This window comes from Nocardioides zeicaulis (assembly GCF_042432345.1).
GTDB classification, from domain to species: Bacteria; Actinomycetota; Actinomycetes; order Propionibacteriales; family Nocardioidaceae; genus Nocardioides; species Nocardioides zeicaulis.
This window is the reverse complement of the sequence record NZ_JBHLXH010000001.1, coordinates 2059848-2075855: the sequence shown is the minus strand read 5'-3', so window position 1 is coordinate 2075855 and position 16008 is coordinate 2059848. Positions and strand designations below refer to the sequence as shown.

At 68.3% G+C, this 16008-nt stretch carries 18 protein-coding genes; 11 read left to right on the top strand and 7 right to left on the bottom strand.

The window, feature by feature from the left end; genetic code table 11:
- Positions 1-482: 482 nt before the first annotated feature.
- Complete coding sequence (locus ACFFJG_RS10165) at positions 483-2066, top strand: exonuclease domain-containing protein (RefSeq protein WP_378518564.1); 1584 nt, start codon at positions 483-485, stop codon at positions 2064-2066.
- A 61-nt stretch (positions 2067-2127) separates the two neighbouring features.
- Positions 2128-2952, top strand: coding sequence for a GIY-YIG nuclease family protein (locus ACFFJG_RS10160; protein ID WP_378518563.1), 825 nt, complete (start codon positions 2128-2130; stop codon positions 2950-2952).
- A 42-nt stretch (positions 2953-2994) separates the two neighbouring features.
- Here the strand turns inward: ACFFJG_RS10160 and ACFFJG_RS10155 are convergent, their stop codons facing one another.
- The gene (locus tag ACFFJG_RS10155) at positions 2995-3543 is read right to left on the bottom strand and encodes a GNAT family N-acetyltransferase (protein WP_378518562.1); all 549 of its coding nucleotides are present in this window, start codon (positions 3541-3543) and stop codon (positions 2995-2997) included.
- Between the two features lie 82 nt (positions 3544-3625).
- On the opposite strand from ACFFJG_RS10155, the gene ACFFJG_RS10150 reads away from it, so the two are divergent.
- Positions 3626-4459: a DNA/RNA non-specific endonuclease gene (locus ACFFJG_RS10150; RefSeq protein WP_378518561.1), complete on the top strand. Its 834-nt coding sequence runs from the start codon at positions 3626-3628 to the stop codon at positions 4457-4459.
- Between the two features lie 59 nt (positions 4460-4518).
- On the opposite strand, the gene ACFFJG_RS10145 is transcribed toward ACFFJG_RS10150, so the two are convergent.
- Positions 4519-4698 carry a hypothetical protein gene (locus ACFFJG_RS10145; RefSeq protein ID WP_378518560.1) on the bottom strand — a complete coding sequence of 60 codons (180 nt, stop codon included), beginning with the start codon at positions 4696-4698 and terminating at the stop codon, positions 4519-4521.
- A gap of 678 nt (positions 4699-5376) precedes the next feature.
- On the opposite strand from ACFFJG_RS10145, the gene ACFFJG_RS10140 reads away from it, so the two are divergent.
- Positions 5377-5688 carry a helix-turn-helix domain-containing protein gene (locus ACFFJG_RS10140; RefSeq protein WP_378518559.1) on the top strand — a complete coding sequence of 104 codons (312 nt, stop codon included), beginning with the start codon at positions 5377-5379 and terminating at the stop codon, positions 5686-5688.
- A 26-nt stretch (positions 5689-5714) separates the two neighbouring features.
- On the opposite strand, the gene ACFFJG_RS10135 is transcribed toward ACFFJG_RS10140, so the two are convergent.
- The gene (locus ACFFJG_RS10135) at positions 5715-6056 is read right to left on the bottom strand and encodes a hypothetical protein (protein WP_378518557.1); all 342 of its coding nucleotides are present in this window, start codon (positions 6054-6056) and stop codon (positions 5715-5717) included.
- Between the two features lie 527 nt (positions 6057-6583).
- A complete protein-coding gene (locus tag ACFFJG_RS10130) occupies positions 6584-7147 on the bottom strand; it encodes a helix-turn-helix domain-containing protein (RefSeq protein WP_378518555.1) in 564 nt (187 codons plus the stop codon).
- A 214-nt stretch (positions 7148-7361) separates the two neighbouring features.
- On the opposite strand from ACFFJG_RS10130, the gene ACFFJG_RS10125 reads away from it, so the two are divergent.
- The 6 genes from ACFFJG_RS10125 (at position 7362) to ACFFJG_RS10100 (ending at position 12049) form a co-directional block, all read left to right on the top strand.
- On the top strand, positions 7362-8165 hold the full coding sequence (locus ACFFJG_RS10125; RefSeq protein ID WP_378518554.1) for a DNA N-6-adenine-methyltransferase: 804 nt from the start codon (positions 7362-7364) through the stop codon (positions 8163-8165).
- A 35-nt stretch (positions 8166-8200) separates the two neighbouring features.
- Positions 8201-8695: a hypothetical protein gene (locus ACFFJG_RS10120; protein ID WP_378518553.1), complete on the top strand. Its 495-nt coding sequence runs from the start codon at positions 8201-8203 to the stop codon at positions 8693-8695.
- Complete coding sequence (locus ACFFJG_RS10115; protein ID WP_378518551.1) at positions 8692-9996, top strand: tyrosine-type recombinase/integrase; 1305 nt, start codon at positions 8692-8694, stop codon at positions 9994-9996. The genes ACFFJG_RS10120 and ACFFJG_RS10115 overlap by 4 nt, the downstream gene beginning before the upstream one ends.
- 18 nt (positions 9997-10014) lie before the next feature.
- Complete coding sequence (locus ACFFJG_RS10110; RefSeq protein WP_378518550.1) at positions 10015-10293, top strand: hypothetical protein; 279 nt, start codon at positions 10015-10017, stop codon at positions 10291-10293.
- Between the two features lie 153 nt (positions 10294-10446).
- Positions 10447-10989 carry a hypothetical protein gene (locus ACFFJG_RS10105; protein WP_378518549.1) on the top strand — a complete coding sequence of 181 codons (543 nt, stop codon included), beginning with the start codon at positions 10447-10449 and terminating at the stop codon, positions 10987-10989.
- A 79-nt stretch (positions 10990-11068) separates the two neighbouring features.
- A complete protein-coding gene (locus ACFFJG_RS10100) occupies positions 11069-12049 on the top strand; it encodes a T9SS type B sorting domain-containing protein (protein WP_378518548.1) in 981 nt (326 codons plus the stop codon).
- A 355-nt stretch (positions 12050-12404) separates the two neighbouring features.
- On the opposite strand, the gene ACFFJG_RS10095 is transcribed toward ACFFJG_RS10100, so the two are convergent.
- The 3 genes from ACFFJG_RS10095 to ACFFJG_RS10085 all read right to left on the bottom strand — a co-directional run bounded on the left by ACFFJG_RS10095 (position 12405) and on the right by ACFFJG_RS10085 (position 14967).
- A complete protein-coding gene (locus tag ACFFJG_RS10095) occupies positions 12405-13388 on the bottom strand; it encodes an ImmA/IrrE family metallo-endopeptidase (RefSeq protein WP_378518546.1) in 984 nt (327 codons plus the stop codon).
- A 41-nt stretch (positions 13389-13429) separates the two neighbouring features.
- The gene (locus ACFFJG_RS10090) at positions 13430-13903 is read right to left on the bottom strand and encodes a hypothetical protein (protein ID WP_378518544.1); all 474 of its coding nucleotides are present in this window, start codon (positions 13901-13903) and stop codon (positions 13430-13432) included.
- A 140-nt stretch (positions 13904-14043) separates the two neighbouring features.
- On the bottom strand, positions 14044-14967 hold the full coding sequence (locus ACFFJG_RS10085; protein ID WP_378518542.1) for a zeta toxin family protein: 924 nt from the start codon (positions 14965-14967) through the stop codon (positions 14044-14046).
- Positions 14968-15804: 837 nt separating this feature from the next.
- Here ACFFJG_RS10085 and ACFFJG_RS10080 point away from each other — a divergent pair.
- Entirely contained in the window at positions 15805-15954 is a 150-nt protein-coding gene (locus ACFFJG_RS10080; RefSeq protein ID WP_378518540.1) for a hypothetical protein, read from the top strand.
- Positions 15955-16008 lie beyond the last annotated feature (54 nt).

Here is a 16008-nt window from a genome sequence, read left to right as displayed (position 1 = left end):
GAGTGGAGTAACCCTGGACTCGTCCCGAGGCGAGAAAAACTGATGTGGACGTACCAACCTGGCCGGGTCAGCGGCGGTCGCCGCGCCCGGCTGGAGTCCGCGGCGTTTGCTTCTCGACGAGGCGCTCGCTCGGGTGCTGGGCAGATCGGTCGTGTGAGCAGCCAGTTGGGATGCGTCGGGCCCGACGCGCGGTCCGATGCCGCCCGAACACGGAGCGCGGACGCGACACTTCACGAACTCTCGAATTGCTCGCGAAGATCCGTGGAGGGTGGCAGGCTCGTCGCCGACTGCGCGGGATGGCATCGCGCGGCTGGGGGGAGGTCGACGTTATGAGCTGGTTCGCGAGGTTTCGCAGGGAACGTCCGCAGACCCCAACGGCCCCCGCCCTATCCCCAGCGGAGGCCCCGAGTGGCTTGAAGGCGTCGCGCGCCTACACGCCGCCCACCTCGGTGCCCCCGCGGACCTCGCGCGAGCCGCGGTTCGTGGTGTTGGACGTCGAGACGACAGGCCTCTCCGCGTCGACGCACCGCGTGGTGGAGCTCGCACTCGTCACCACCGATCCCACGGGCCGGGTCGTCGACGAGTGGTCGACCCGCTTCAACCCACAAGGCCCCGTCGGCGCGACCCACATCCACGGCATCACCGACGCCGACGTCAAGCACGCGCCCCTGTTCGCCGACGTCGTCGACCAGATGAGCACCCGACTCTCCGGCGCGGCCGTAGTTGCACACAACGCCCCGTTCGACCTGGCGTTCCTGCGAGCGGAGTACGCGCGGGCGAGCTGGCGGCTGCCGTACCTGCCGACGCTGTGCACCCTGGACGCATCCCAGCACCACCTGCCGCACCTGCCGCGACGCCGGCTGGTCGACTGCTGCGACGCCATCGGCCACCCGCTCACGCACGCGCACTCCGCGCTCGGTGACGCTCACGCCACCGCCGCTCTCCTGGCGTACTACCTGAACCCCCGCAACGGGTCACACGCTCACCCGGACCACCTGCGGATGCCCCACGACGCACTGACCGTGCCGTGGCCAACCGGACCGGACGCCAACGGCGTCCCCCTCACGGACCGCCGCCGATCGGAGGCGCCGGCGAGCCGTCGCGACCTGTCCGAGAGAGCGCGCCGCAACGTCGAGGCACTGAACCTGAACGTCACCCGCCCGGCCCAGCCGCTGGTACAGCTCGTCGAACGGTTCTCCCTCCTCGACGCGCTCGACGAAGGCGCCCCGGCCGGCGCACTCGCCTACCTGGAGAAGATCGCCGAGGTGCTCGAGGACGGCGTCCTCACCCCCGACGAGGCAGCCGACCTCCACGACGTCGCCGCCGTGCATGACCTTGACGCTGACGCGGTTGCGGCCGCCCACCGCGCGTTCGTGCTCGCCTTAGCTCACGAAGCGCTTGAGGACGGGAAGGTGTCGCGTGCCGAAGCCGACGAACTCCGCATCGTCGCCGCGCTTCTCGACGTCAGCCCGAACATCGTGAAGTCGCTTCTTGCCGACGCCGAGACTGCCCGTCACGCCCGCCTGTCCGCAGGGCTCGGCCCGCTTCCGGCCGGGTGGGCGCACGGTGAGCCGTTGCGCGTCGGAGACAGAGTCGTGTTCACCGGCTGCGAGAACGCCGGCAGAGGCACCCTCGAAGCACGTTCGGAAGAGCTTGGCGTGCGGGTGCTGGGGACGGTGTCGTCGAAGACCGCGATGCTCGTCACCGACGGCACCATGCTCGGAGGCAAGCACGACAAGGCCACCGCCCTCGGCGTCCGCATGGTCGACCCGGAGACCTACCGAACGCTGCTCGCGCACCTGCAGCCCGCGCTGCCAGCAGCCAAGCCGGTCGTCAAGACGCTCGCGCCCGGTAACGCGCCGACGAGGACTACCGCCGAGCCGAGTGGGGCCATGGACGCCCTGACGGCTCCGGCGAATGGCTTCGCCGTTCCAGGCAGCGCTGCGCCCACCCCATCCCCGGCGCTCGTGCGTGCCTGGGGACGCGACAACGGATGGCAGGTCGGCCAGCGCGGGCGGCTCCCCGCCGGCCTCCTCGAGGCCTACAACGCAGCCGCCGGAGGCTGAACCCGCGCGCCCGGATACGGGCGTTTCACCCGTAAGGGCCGTTCGACATGAAGGTGACGAGATGCTGACGTTCAACGACCTCCTCGCGCTCGAGCACGTCGACGTGGCGCGCGTGCGGCTGGTGCGCCACCGAGACCGACGACTCGCCCCGGGACGCCTCTACGAGGCCTGGCGCAATGACCGGGCGTCGTTCGAGAGCTACCAGGCGGTGCAGGCTCGCGACGTGTTCGGTGTCGGTGACCTGCTGGCCAGCTTCGTTGTCACCGAGGCCGGCAAGACCGTGTTCGTCGGCACGTACTCCGTCGACGGGGTGGGAACGTGCCCGGGCGGGGCGGTCGACGCTCTGCTGAAGCACGACATCTCCGGCCAGGTCGCCTACCAGCTGCAGCACGTCGACCACTTGGCCGACTACGTGGACCGGGTCGTCATCGACTGGGGCGCGGGGACGAGGTCGTGGGCCCAGCGGGCATCGAACCAGCCGAAGCCGGTCATCGAGATCGCCGAGCAGTACGAGCCGAAGTTCCCCGGCTTCCGCGTCTTCACTCGGCTCATCGACGACGTCCCCTCTCTCCCGGCCGGGTGGCAGCAGGTGCTGCGCAGCGTGAAGGGCGTCTACCTTCTTGTCGACGTCGAGACCGGCCACCAGTACGTCGGGTCCGCCAAGGGCGCCGACAGCCTGTTCGGACGGTGGGTGAACTACGCCGCCGACGGGCACGGCGGCGACAAGGCGTTGAAGGCCGCGGCGGCGGCCGGTGGGCGTCGGACCTACCAGGTGTCCGTCCTCGAAGTCGTCGACGCCAACGTCCCCGACGACACCATCGAGCAGATCGAGTCGTACTGGAAGAACAAGCTGCTGTCCCGGACGTTCGGCCTCAACCGAAACTGACCCTCGCCCGACCCTCGCCCGCGTGCGGCACAGCTGGCACGCCTACGACTGCCGGGCGAGCTTCTTGTAGAAGACGAACACGGGCTCTTCGGTAAGCGGCGGTGCCCACTGCCGCCCAAGGAGCGGCGGGAGCGGTTGACCGTCCGCTAGGACCGTGAAGCCGAGGCGGGAGTAGAAGGCTCGCAGCCGTTCGACGTCGTTGCCTGCAGTGACGTTGCCGAACCACACCCGAACGCCCTGGGCGGCGAGCTTGGACTCCAGGTCGTGCACCAGGCGCGTTCCAAGACCGTCGCCGCGCGCACCTTCTGCGACGGCGAGGAGGTCGAGCTCGGAGTGACGGTCCAGCGCGGTGCCGAACATCTGCTCTGCTCGGCCCGTGATGACTGCGCTACCGGCGAGGAGCGCGCGGCATGTGAGGGCTGCGGCCACGATCTGACCGTCCTCACCGCGGATGAGCGGCACCAACGGCTTGAACGCGTAGTCCATCGACGGCGCCGGTACCGCGGTCTCCGCGATGTCGTCGATGTGCTTGGCGAGGAAGTCGCGAACCTCCCTGCGCTCCTCATCTGACGAGGCGTAGGCGATCTCCACGAACGGCAACGTACTGGCCGCCACCGACAGCTGAGGCAGCCGCGTGGTTGTCCGGCGCCGTCGCGGCCGCGAGACTGCGCCCATGGACGACCTCGGGTACGACCAGACGTTCCTCGGCGCCGACGTCGCCCCACCCGGACCGGCAGACGGCGGCACAGACGGCGGTGCTGGCGGGGCGGTCCTCGAGTACACGCACTTCACGGTCGGCATGCACCCCGCCCGCCGGCTGGCGTGGTGGGTCGCGTGGAACATCGACGGCCTGACCCTGTACCCGAGCGACTCCATCAGCCGTTCCGGTGAGCGGTTCAAGCTCGACCCGCGACTGCCGACCGAGAAGCAGACCGGCGAGAGCGTGTACGCCGACAACGACCTGGACCGCGGCCACGTCGCCAGGCGGTCGGACCTGCTGTGGGGCACGACCCTCGAAGAGGCGTTGCGGGCGAACTCGGACTCGTTCTTCTTCACCAACATCACCCCGCAGCGGGCAGGGTTCAACCAGTCCGGCCGCGGCGGGGTGTGGGGGCTGCTGGAGAACGCAGTCCTCGCGCTCGACGGGCTGACCGAGAGACGGTTGAGCGTGTTCGCCGGCCCAGTGCTCACCGACGACGACCCGACCTATCGGAACCTCGTGCAGCTGCCGCGGGAGTTCTGGAAGGTCGTCATCTACCGCGTCGCCGACGAGCTGCGGTTCAAGGCGTTCCTGCTGACGCAGAACCTCGACGGCATCGAGCCGCTACGCCCCGACGACCTTGAGGACCCATTTCTGGACGACTTCGACACCTACCTCGTCGGGTTGGACGTCCTTGAGGACCGCACCGGCCTGATGCTCGCTGCGTTGCGCGACGTGGCGTCTCCGGCCGGACTGCGGCCGGTAAGCGCCCGGTTGGTGACGTCGGTGGACGACATCGACTGGTAGCCCGACGGTGCGCCCCACCGGCGGGAGGTCCCACCCGGCGCCGGCGACCCCTCAACGGGCTACAGGCCGCGGCGCCGCGCCTCCCGCACGAGCTGCCCAACACGGGTCTTGGACAGCTCGGTCGCATCCGCGACCCGCTGGTAAGAGCCGAGGTCCTCGTGCAGCTCGATGATGGCAAGCGGTCGCGGCTCACCGACCTGGAGGAGCGCATCCTCCAGACCGTTGAAGAACTCGTTCACTGCGTGCACGGCCTGGACCGGGTCCTCGATCGCACCCAGCCGCGCGGCCTCCGCAGCGAGCGCCGCCTCGAGGACCGGGTCGAGCTGATGGTGGGCTTGGTAGCCCTTACGGCGTCGACGAGGTGGCGCGCGGCAACTGGATCGCGTGCATTGCATTGCCCGGTCGGAGCCACGCCGCGAGACGGACGGTTTCGTGCAGTGGCTTGCCCGGCCGGGTGTCCCGATGGGCTGAGGCCTGTCGCCATGAGCCGCCTCACGTCTGCGCCGATCGGCGTCGCGTCGGCCTACGCTGGAGGCAGACCCCGGCCGTTTCTCCCCCGTAACGGCTGGGGTCGTTCACGTGCTGGCGGGTCTCGGGCGGTCTCGGGCGGTCGAGGGCGGTCGAGGGCCGTCCCTGCGGCCCCACCCCTGCAAGGGCCGCAGGGACATCTCCTTGCGACCACTCCCGGCTTCTGGAGAGCTGGCAGAGGGCACGTTACGCCCGCTGCAACCAGGCGGCTGGCTTCGTGGCCAGCGTGACCATGAGTGACGAGTAGGGGTCGGGACTCACCGTCGACGTCCACCTCGTCTGCGCGCCCCCGGCATCGGTCGCCGGCCGGAGCAGACATGCGCCGGCGCGTTGACTGCAGAGCACTACACCCATGGCACAATGGGGACTCTCAGCCCCCAAGGAGACCGATGCCGCGACGACGTAACGGAGCGCCACGCGAGTGGATCGCAGAGGGCTCGTGGCCCGACGGAACCTTCAGCGCAGATGCTCCGGTCGAGGTCGCACACGCGGTTGCGATCGCGCTCGGCCTCGCCGCCGCACTGGAGGGTCGCAACAAGTCGGACGTCGCCAGCGAGGCCGGAGTGGACAGGTCCACCATGTACGACATCCTGGCCGGCAAGGCCTGGCCGGACACCTTCACCTTGGCCAAGCTTGAGCGCTACTTGGATGCCACTCTCTGGCCGTCAGACCCGTCGCCGAAGCTCCGACGGAACGACTGACGCGTCGGCGGCCGGTCGCTGGGCCCTCACGAGGAGAGTGCGACGAAGAGTGCCGTCTGAGCGAGCCACTCGTCGGCACTGAGGAAGACGATGTCCGGAACGGCTGCCGTCGCCTGGGACTGCGCAGTCGCACTCGCTGCGTGGAGCATCACAGCGAGTTCATGACGCACCGCTTGCAAGTAGAAGTGCCGCGAGTGTCGACGCAGCCAGCCAGCCAGCGCAAGCCTGTCGTCGGGCGCTAGGTCGTCGAGAAAGTACGTCCAACCGTCCTCGTCACGCCAGACATCACCCTGCATGAACACGCCTAGGTCGAAGGGGCGATCGCCTACTCCGTGCTGGCCGAGGCCGTGCTCGTCGTAGTCCAACACGGCCACCCGTCCTCTGCTCCAGCGAAAACTGTAGAGCACTACACTGTATGGCTCTACAGTAGGGCACAACGGACCGTTCGTCCCTCAGCACCTCAGCTCGGGATCTCAGCGGGACCGCGGGAGGGCGGCGAGCCTGATACCCCGTAGAGGTCTACACCTCGTGCACTGTGGCCGTGCCACCTAAGAGACGTGCTGGGGCGCGCCCCGGTCGGCTGTCCGAGGAGTTTCGCGCCGCGATCGCCGCAGAGGCGGTGCGGCTCGAGGGTGCAGGCACGCCTGTCGAGGTCATCCGAGAGGTAGGCGACGCGTTCGCCGCACTGGACGACGAGCTCGCCCAGTTCGCCGCTGTTCGCCTGCGCGCAGTTGCAGTACTCCGCAGCGACGGATGGAGCTACGCGAAGATCCACCAAGAGACCGGACTCAGCGAAGCGCGCGTCGCCCAACTTGCTCGCGCCGCCTTGGAGACATGAGCCCGCTCACGGCTCGACTCGCCGTCTAACGCCGTGACGGCGGGGACGGGTGCGCGGCTACACCCGTTGATCGGCGCACGCGCCGTGGCCCGGCCGGGCAACGACTACCTCACCGAACCAAGCCGCAAGCGCCAGCACGGTCGCCGTCGATGACGCCTCACGTCCATGACGCAGGTGGTAGAGGGTGTTCGGTCGCATCCCGATCTCGGCGGCGACTGAGCGCCCCGTGAACGTTGGCTCGCTGTCAAGGAGAGCGACCATCGTCACGATGGGATCGCCTGGGCGATCGCTGAGCTCGAGTCTCTTGCACAGGGCGTCCGCCACTGCCTTCAGCGTCGGCCAGCGGGGCCAGGATGACCCAGAGAACGTCGTCGAGGTCACCGCGACCGAGATGCCCGCTTGCCGCGCAAGCTCCCGCAGCGACCACTGACGAGCTAGACGCGCGCCATCGAGGTCTGCCAGCAGGCCCCGGTAGCCCTCGACGGCGACCCGCTCCCACGTGCCAACCATGGGGCTCGTGAGGTCGCGTTGCTCCAGCGTCGACTCCCACCCCCACCGACGGCTGCGATCGCCCCGGGGGGCTGGCCACTCGTACCCGAAGTCGTCGAACACCCGAACCACAGCGCAAGGATCCCACCCCTCGCGCTTGGAGTGTTCGGTTTACCGATTCGCGTCGACCTGACACGTGCACTCATGAGCTCAGTTCGACCATCTGCCGAACTCACCGTCGCCTCGGGCGACCGCGCCTCTCCTCCCACCGGACGAGTGCGCCCACCTGCCGGCCCATCTGGCCGAGCGGGCGAGCCACCCATCCGTAACGAGAGGCACCACCTTCATGACCGCCAGCGCCCTGTTCTCCTCAGCCACCGACAACTGGCCCACGCCCGCAGACTTCTACGACCGCCTGGACCAGGAGTTCGGGTTCACACTCGATGTCTGCTCGTCTACGGCAAACCACAAGGCCGAGCGCTTCTACGCCCTCGACCATGTCGACCCCGACCGCCGGGACGGCCTGCAGGCCGACTGGGTCGCTGACGCGAGGCCCCTCATCGACTTGAGCGGCCGGACGCGCGACGCCATCTGGATGAACCCGCCCTACGGCCGAACCATCGGCAAGTGGATGGAGAAGGCGCACGCCAGCGCCCAGACCGGCGCGACCGTCGTCTGCCTGGTCCCGGTCCGCACGTCCTCGGCGTGGTGGCACGACTGGGTGCTGACGACGGGGGCAGAGGTGCGCTACGTCCGCGGCCGCCTGACCTTCGGAGACGCAACGTCGTCTGCGCCGTTCGGCTCCGCTGTGGTCATCTACCGGCCGTCCGACGTAGACGGTCAAGCAGGTCCGGTCCGCACCGTCCCGGCGAAAGACGTTGCCGGCGAGGTAGTGCCGGCGTCGACGGCCACCTCGACCGGCTCCGACCGCACCTCGCCCTCCGAGCTGAACTCGGTGCCCGGTACGGCACGTCAAGCGTCGATGCGATACAAGCACGCGCGCCGTCAGCCTCCTCTGTCCAGTGGGCGGGCAGCTGCACGCGGCCGGCGCGTGAGTCCCAGCATCGCTCCCACGTCGTCCAAGCCGGGCGTTGCGCCCGAACCGATGTGGGTTCTAACCTACACCTCCGAGCCGTCTTGCGTGCAGTGACTGCGTACGGCTCGTCGCACCGGACCAACAGTCGGGTGACGACCTACAACGACCACATCCGACGAGTCCACGAGGTGAGGCAGATGCGCACCTCCCACCCCGCACCCCCGACTGTGCACCCCGACGCCGTCGGACGGCTGGGCGCTCCGGGCGCCGCTGCCACCCCGGCGCTCAGTCTGCCCAGCTTCCCGCGCCGGCCCCGTAGCGAGTTGATGTGCGCGCAGCCCCAGGTCGGGCCCAAGCGCCGCGTCAGCGTCCCTCGCATCGTCGCCCACTGCGGCTGGAGCGGCGTCTCGGAACTCTGGGCTGCGGTGCACAGCGGACGGGTCGTCCTGCATCGCGACCTTGTGGGGGGCGGCGTGCCCGTGCGGCTGGACACCCAGGGCCGACTCTCTCTCACCGCCTCGATGTGCCTGCACCTCGGAGTCGACGTCGGCGACCAGGTTCAGGTCATCGGCAACGCCAAGCTCAAGACAGCGACTCTGTTGTCCCTCACCCGCGCCCTCGAGCTCATCCTGGAGGACTCATGAGCATCCAAGAACCGGCCGACGGCACCCGCAGCGCTGTACGCGACAGCCAGACGACGATGCTGGCCGGCATGCTCGGCGCCAGTGGCTTCGACGTGGAGCAGCTCATCCAGGCTGCCGCACTTGCCGGCATCGTCGACAGCCAGTCGCAGACCCTCATCGACCTGCTCCCGGAAGTCGCGCTCAACCCAGCTCAAGGCGGCGAGCGCACGCCCACCGTGGCGGAGTTCTACGAGCAGACGGTCACCAAGCTTGCCGTTGCCGCCTCGGGCGAAGAGAAGCGGGGAGGCGGCCTCAACCGCACCTACGAGTCGTACTGGAAGGTGATGGTCGAGGGCTGGCCCTTCCAGAAGAAGGGCACGTTGAAGAAGGACGGCACCCGTGTCGGCGCTGACCCCGTGCCCGCCATCGAGAAGCTGTACGAAGGCATCGGGCACATGCAGCTCGCCGACGTCAGAGTCAGCCACCTCAAGGAGGTCGTCGACGTGTGCATGCGCCGAGCCGAGCTCAACGCAGAACGGGCGAAGCTCCGGCGGGAAGCGACAGGACTCCCCGTCGCCCAGTCCAAGCTCGATGGAGCGAAGCGCAACGCTGTCGGCGCCCTGCGCTACTTCTTCAACGCTGCCGTCGACGAGCGCATCATCGACAGGGACCACAACCCGGCCCAGAGCCTGAAGAAGCCCGGCAAGTCCGACGGCGGACGCCGTTCGTTCACCCAGACGGAGTTCGCGGACCTGTGGTCGACCATCGTGTCCGGCGGCGACGACCCCGAGTTGGACACCCTCATGTGGGAGACCGTCTTCGTGACCGGCGCACGACGCGAGGGCCTGATGAACCTCGACCTGCGCGACCTCGACCACGTGCGCGTAAGCCTCTGGCTCGACGAGAAGAACGGAGACGTTGAAGAGCAGCCCGCGACCGCCGACCTGCTCGAACGCCTCGAGGACTTCGCGCGGCGCCGAGGCGCCACCCAGGGGTCCGACCCGGTCTTCGCCTTCAAGACGACCGACCGCAGCGGCCGACCGCGCCGCATCACCGACCGCCGTTTCGACACCGTGCACCGACGTATCCAGAAGTCGCTCCCCTGGGCCGCACGGCTCGGAGTGACGCTCCACTGGGCCCGGCACCACGCCATCACCACCGTCGAGCGCGTGTCTGGCTCCGAGGCCGTGGCCGCCCGCTTCGCCCGCCACAAGGACACGACTGTCACAGCGAACTACGACAAGGCCACAGGCGCGGAGGTCTGCGCCGCGGTCGCAGCCATGACCGGCACTGTGCACCCTCTGGCCATCGAGGGATGGTGACTAAGAGCGACGTAGAGGATGCGCCATAGTTCGCTCGACCTCTGGTCGGGCCATCTCCCTGTCCGGCCTACCATTCGCCCCGTCAGCAACTACAACCACGCCTACATCAACGACAACGGCGACGTGTGGATCGTTCCGGGTGAGCCCGGACTGGAGCCGCAGGCAACCATCACCCGCGTCGACGGTCTCACCGACGAGCAGGCCGAGAAGCTGATCCGTGAGTTCGACTCCAAGATCGTCCATCTGATCGACGAAGACCCCGCCGTCGGCGAGCTGCCCACCAAGCGGATCAGCTAGGAGGCGGAGCCAGGGGCGCCGACGCGGCCGCGCCGGCCCGCCAGGTCTGCGGTGGGGCTCCCAGGGGCGCGAGTTCAACTGTCGGTAGGGACCGACAAGATGGGACATGTGGAGCACAAGGCTCCCGCGCCAACAGTTGGGGGAACCGCCGCCGTGGACCTGTACCGCATTCAGAACGACCTGATCGCTGACCGCGCCCCTGAGGCATGGTTCAACCCCAAGATCGCCGGGCCGTTCTTCCACTACCGGTGGACATTCGGCACTGGGGCGGGTGGCGGCTTCAGCCACGTCATCGGCGAGCACCACAGCCACGCCACGCTCCGAGAAGACCCGAGCCTGACCATGGGATGGGGACTCGATGTCGACAGCCTCGACGACCGTCGGGACCGTCACTTCGAGTGGGCCGAGAAGTTCGTCAACACGAACGTCCGTCCGTTCTGGGTCGACTTCTTCTGGAACAACGCCTTAGTCGACCGCGTCGAACTCGCATCCGTCGACGGCGGACACGGCATCATCCCTATGCCGAGCTGGGGAAAGACCGTGACTCACTACGAGATGGCAGTCGCCCACCTCATCTACGGCCTCGACGGGGCACGCGACGCCAGCCCCGCCGGGTACGTGGATGAGCTCGGCTTCACAGTCGTCCCAGACGACAACCGCCACGGTGCGGGGTCGCCACGAAGCCACACGGACTGATCCTCCGGTGCGCGTCACCCGTCCACACACTGACTTCAAGGTGGTTCGCAAGGATGCCGGCCACCGCTACGGTGCCGCCATGCCACGTCGACTTCACCTCGCGGCGACCGCGCACTCCTTCACTGACCGTGCCGGTGACTGCAACGGCGCCGCGAGCGTCACCTACGTCCGCCTGATCGCGCGTGCCGTCGCCTCGCTGCTGGCCGTCGCCATCGTCGTGGGTCTCTCCCAGCAGGCCGGCGCCGAACTTGACGAGCCCGCAGCAGTGGACGTGTCCGTCGCCCCGACCGAGTTCTGGCCCGCTCCCGAGGACGGCGGCGAACAGCTCACGGTCACCTTCACGGCCCCCGTCGCTGGCACGTACGAGATCCGCGTTGAAGGCACGATCGACGGCACGTACCACGACTTCGGCACCCTGCAGCCCGGGACGTACTCATGGACCTGGGATGGCCGCGACCGGCGCGGCAACCTGCTGGAGGAGCAGAGCTTCAACCTCAAGATCTACTCCTGGCGCGACAACAACCACTGGGCCGACGACGTCGTCGTCCCGATCAAGCTGAGCCGCTCCGGCGACTCCACGTACATCACCGACAACAACGGTGACGAAGGCAGCGCCGGCCACCTCGACCTGGACAGGTTCACCCTCACCACCGACCGCGCCGGCGTCCACGCCCGCTACGACTTCCTGCCCGGCTACCGCAAGAGCAACCTGTTCGCGGCCCAGGCCTACCTCGACGTCGACCAGCTCAAGCCCGGCTACATCGCGAGCATCCGCCGCAAGACGCAGAGCCCGAAGTCCAAGCTCGTCCTCACCCTCACGATGGCGCAGCTGTACTCCGACGCCGGCGGCGTGAAGACCATCCGGTGCCGCGGCATGAAGGCCGAGCACGAGAAGCGCGCCCTCGCCGTGACCGTCCCCCGCCGCTGCATGCGCCTCGGCGGCGACAAGGTCCGCGCCGGCGCGTTCATCAGCGACATCCACAACCACTTCGACGGGTTCCCCGACTACGGAGACGGCTACCGGTGGACCGACTGGGTCCGCTACGAACCCCGACCCTGACGACCGCGCCCGCTGGGTGCGATCGCGCGAAGATCAAGGTTCGTTCGTTCGAGCCGCTGCACCTCATCGAGCAGCTTCAGTACTGCATTCGCAAGTTCCTCCGCCACCTCGACTGGGGCGCCTTCAGATGGCGCCAAGCCCGCTTGGCTGAGCCAGTTGGCGCGCCGACGCCAGTCCTCGCGCTGCTCGGGTGTGCTCATCAGGCATGACCTTCTTCCCGTGGGGGCGCTCGTGTACATCCGAGTGTTCCGCCTCCAACTGACATCCACGATCGTGACTGGTCCCACGCCGGCCGGCACTCGGGGCAGGGGCGTCACCGCGGCTGATGAGTGCGAAGCCTTCCCCCGTTCATCGCCTACCGCTTCCGACGCTTCGACGGGCGGCGAGCGAAGGCGTTCGCCCGCGCACTCGCGAACGCGTCGAACATGGGGTCCTCGACCATCTCAACGAAGTCCGCGCGCTTGAGGAACCGTTGGCGGATGCGAACCGCTAGTTGCGGAACGTCCTCATGGCCGAACGAGCTGTGGGCGGCCGACGCCACGCCGTTCGCGCTCTGCCACACGCCGCCGTTCTGCGTCTCACCTGGGAAGTGCCGGGTCAGCAGGCCGAGCAGCAGTTCTTCCCAGTTGTCGTCGTCGGTGACGAGGTCCATCGAGTCCTGCACCACGCCCCAGAACACGCGGGCGCCTTGCAGCCGGGTCTCGCCATGAGACGTCATGGCTTTGATGACCTGGTCCCTGTCGAAGGGACGGCCGCGGTAGATGCCGAGGTTGAAGGTGTCCGGGCTGGACGCTACCCGCGAGACGGAGCGAGTGAACGGATCGAGGATGACGAAGACGTGGCCGGGACCCAAGAGGCTCGCTAGCCCGATGATGCTCGCATCTGCTGACACCTGAGCTTGCGCCACCGCAGCCAACATGGCTTCGGGGTCACTTGGGTCGAGGCCGGCGACGAAGCGACTTGGGATGAGGATGCGCGAGGCGAACTGGTCGGCGTCGCGCTCGAGTTCGTAGGAGCTTGCACTGGCCCACACGGCGGAGTCCTCGGACTCGTCGAACGGGTAGTCGACGTTGCACGACATCGTTCCGACGTGCCACGCCATCTGGAGGTGTCCGAGCTCGTGACCGAGGGTGAAACGACGGCGGGTGTCCGGAACGTTGTTGTTCAGCAGCAGCACCGGCCGGTCGTCGCCGCCCCGGGAGTTGAGGCCGTACAGAACAGCATCGAGGCCAACCTCTGTGTCGATGCTGATGTCGCGCACCTCGGCGAGGTTCTCCACCAGGGCCTGGACGTCGACCGGCGGGGCCAGGTCGTACTCCTCCACGAGCGTGTCGGCCAAGACCTGCGCCGGAGTGCTGGCGGGTCGCTTCCTCGGCGAGGTCACTTCTCGTTGTCGAGGAGTCCCTGCTCCTGAAGGAGCTGGCGCAGCTTGCGCGGGTTCCGGTTGGAACCTCGCGCGGCGAGTGCGTAGTCGCTCCGGTTGCTGAGGAACTGGTCGGCTGCGGTGGCGAACGGGACGCCTGTGATGCGGCTGTGCACCAAGACGCGCAGGACGGGCTCGCCGGCCGAGGCGTACGCCACGGCCTGGGGTGCGTCGAGGTAGCGGTCGGGCTCCTGCTCGACGATCGCTACGAGCCGGTTGAAGGGCAACCACCCGACGGCCGCGGCCGTCAGGGGGTCGTTGTCGATGATGGCTTGCCGTGTGGCTTGGTCGGGCTCGGAAGCCTCGAACTCGTCTGCGCGGGCGAGCAGCTCCACCGCCGCGTCGACACCAGCCTGGTCACGAGTGAGGGCAGCGTAGGTCAGTCGCTCGGCGGCGTCGTGCCGCGAGACGACTGCTTGCGTCCTATCCATCGCCACGTGTCTCCATGCCCTTGTTACACCCATGTTATCCCGCGCGGGTTCCTGACCGGGAGACCTTTGCCCGCTCCAGTTCGTATGCGTTTCGCGTCCTCCCGGCCGTCATCGCGCCATGTGCTCTGCGGAGATGGCCGTCAGCCGAGCCCGTCAAGAAGTTCGTCGAAGGTTCCGTCTCCGTCGATGATCCGCGGCTCGTCCCCGCTCGTGTCGATCACCGCCCACCCCGCAACCAGACCAGTGACAAGTGCAGCATCCAATGCTTCGCCGGGGACGCCGACCTTGGACTCGATCACTGACATCGGAACGAGCCGGCCCGTCTCCACGGCTCGACGCTTCGCCCTGTCCTTGCAGACGTCCGGGGGGCAATCGGTCAGCAGCAGGAAGCACCTGCGTCCCGCGCGCGAGAGAAGCGCGAGGGTCACCGGCAAGATGTGCGGGTCGCCGATGACGTCGACGATGGCGTGTCCGCCTCGGGCTAGCACGCGGTCTTCCCGGCCCTGGTCGACCAGGTGATGCTGGCCGTACGTGACCACCACGGTCTCCACCTGAACGACGCCACTGCCTTGGCCGTCGTGGTACTCCGGGAAGCGCACTCGTACGTCGTCTGCATCGCTGGCCGGAAGGTGCTGAGCCGCGGCGTGGGCAGAGGCGACGCGCCTCAACACCCGCGTCTTCCCCGACCCGGGCAGCCCGAGAACGAAGTAGACGTCGCCTGCGGCCGAGCCTTCATCTTCATGCGGAAGAGTGGCGCCGGTGTCCGAGTCCGTCGTTGCGTGCTCAAGCGCCGCGGCATCATCAGCGTCGAGGCCGTCGAGGATCTCGAGGTGGACTGGTACCCGGTCGGCGTCCCAGTCGCGAAGGGTACGAGACGCGTAGACGTCCGCAGTGGAGACGGGAAGCCCGCGCACGAGCCGGTCGTTCAACCTTGGACGGACGTCGGGGTGGTTCTGCAGGAACTCACTGACGGGGCTGTCGGGGCCAACCCACCACGTTCGCGCGTAGGTGTCGACGGCCCGCTCAAGCGCCTCGAACTCGGCATCCAGTTCGCCGGCCTCCACCCAAGATCCCCTTCACCGCAATGCGCACTCCTAGCGTGCCGCGAACTCCCATGCTGGTCGGCTCCGAAGGCTAGTTGATGATCTGCTCACGTGATCGTTCATCCACAGGCGAGTCACCGCCGCTCGATCGCCGGTAGCCTGTTCGCACACATGTTCGATGCGGGCGGGAGGTCAGTTTTGGCCGGCGGCATGGGCAGGAGGGACGACTCCTTCACCCGCGAGACGCTCGCCGAGCGGGTAGCGAACACCGGCGCCCGACAGGCTGGTCTCGGACATGGCACCTCGGGCTTTCACGGCACGCCACCGAACGCGTCCTCCGCCTGGACGGCGGCACCGGCTACACCACCCGCCGACCGGCTTGGACAACCATCAGCGCCCCCGACGAGCGGGTCTACTCCCGCTGCACAGCACGCGGCCGGGCCGGCGCGGCCAGTTCGCCCGTGCTGGTTCGACTCTCCCGTGGGGTCGGCAGCCGGCCCTGCTGCTGCAGTGGAGGCGGGCGGCCGACGGCAGCTACTCGGGTCTGGTCGTGGTGGCCGCACCGGACGAGACCGGTGACGGCTGGACCGTCATCCGGTTGTGGGCGGCCTCGTCGCTCCTCAGCCCTCATTGACCGCGAGGACGCCGCGCCCAGGGTCAGCCCGGCGAACGGGCCGTCCGTCGAACAGGTACGGCAGTCGACGACTGCCGCGCACGGGTGTTGGTTGCGCCTGGGTTCTCGCGCCGGACTGTCCCCCACAAGTCGCTCGGTTATGTGACTTCTGCGGCCCCCCGGGGGCGACTGCGGAGAGGTCACTTACCTTGCGAAGTTGATGGTTCTAACCGACACTGAGCCGCATGGCGACCACCACCGTGCGTCTGGTGAGCGAAGACCGCATCTACGCGATCCACATCTCGCGCGCCTGGATCCTCCTAGCTGAGGCCGGCCGGCGGGATGAGGTGACCGACCACTCCCAGCCACAGACAGACAGGAACTCGAACCCATGAACGACCGCAGCCTCACCGCAACGCTCGCACGAGCAGTCCCCCTCGCCGCGCCCG

Excerpts from the sequence above, each read along its gene's own strand:
- ACFFJG_RS10160 (WP_378518563.1), top strand. The coding sequence starts at position 2,128 with ATGCTGACGTTCAACGACCTCCTCGCGCTCGAGCACGTCGACGTGGCG.
- ACFFJG_RS10150 (WP_378518561.1), top strand. The coding sequence starts at position 3,626 with ATGGACGACCTCGGGTACGACCAGACGTTCCTCGGCGCCGACGTCGCC.
- ACFFJG_RS10140 (WP_378518559.1), top strand. The coding sequence starts at position 5,377 with ATGCCGCGACGACGTAACGGAGCGCCACGCGAGTGGATCGCAGAGGGC.
- ACFFJG_RS10125 (WP_378518554.1), top strand. The coding sequence starts at position 7,362 with ATGACCGCCAGCGCCCTGTTCTCCTCAGCCACCGACAACTGGCCCACG.
- ACFFJG_RS10115 (WP_378518551.1), top strand. The coding sequence starts at position 8,692 with ATGAGCATCCAAGAACCGGCCGACGGCACCCGCAGCGCTGTACGCGAC.
- ACFFJG_RS10110 (WP_378518550.1), top strand. The coding sequence starts at position 10,015 with ATGCGCCATAGTTCGCTCGACCTCTGGTCGGGCCATCTCCCTGTCCGG.
- ACFFJG_RS10100 (WP_378518548.1), top strand. The coding sequence starts at position 11,069 with ATGCCACGTCGACTTCACCTCGCGGCGACCGCGCACTCCTTCACTGAC.
- ACFFJG_RS10090 (WP_378518544.1), bottom strand. The coding sequence starts at position 13,903 with ATGGATAGGACGCAAGCAGTCGTCTCGCGGCACGACGCCGCCGAGCGA.
- ACFFJG_RS10080 (WP_378518540.1), top strand. The coding sequence starts at position 15,805 with ATGGCGACCACCACCGTGCGTCTGGTGAGCGAAGACCGCATCTACGCG.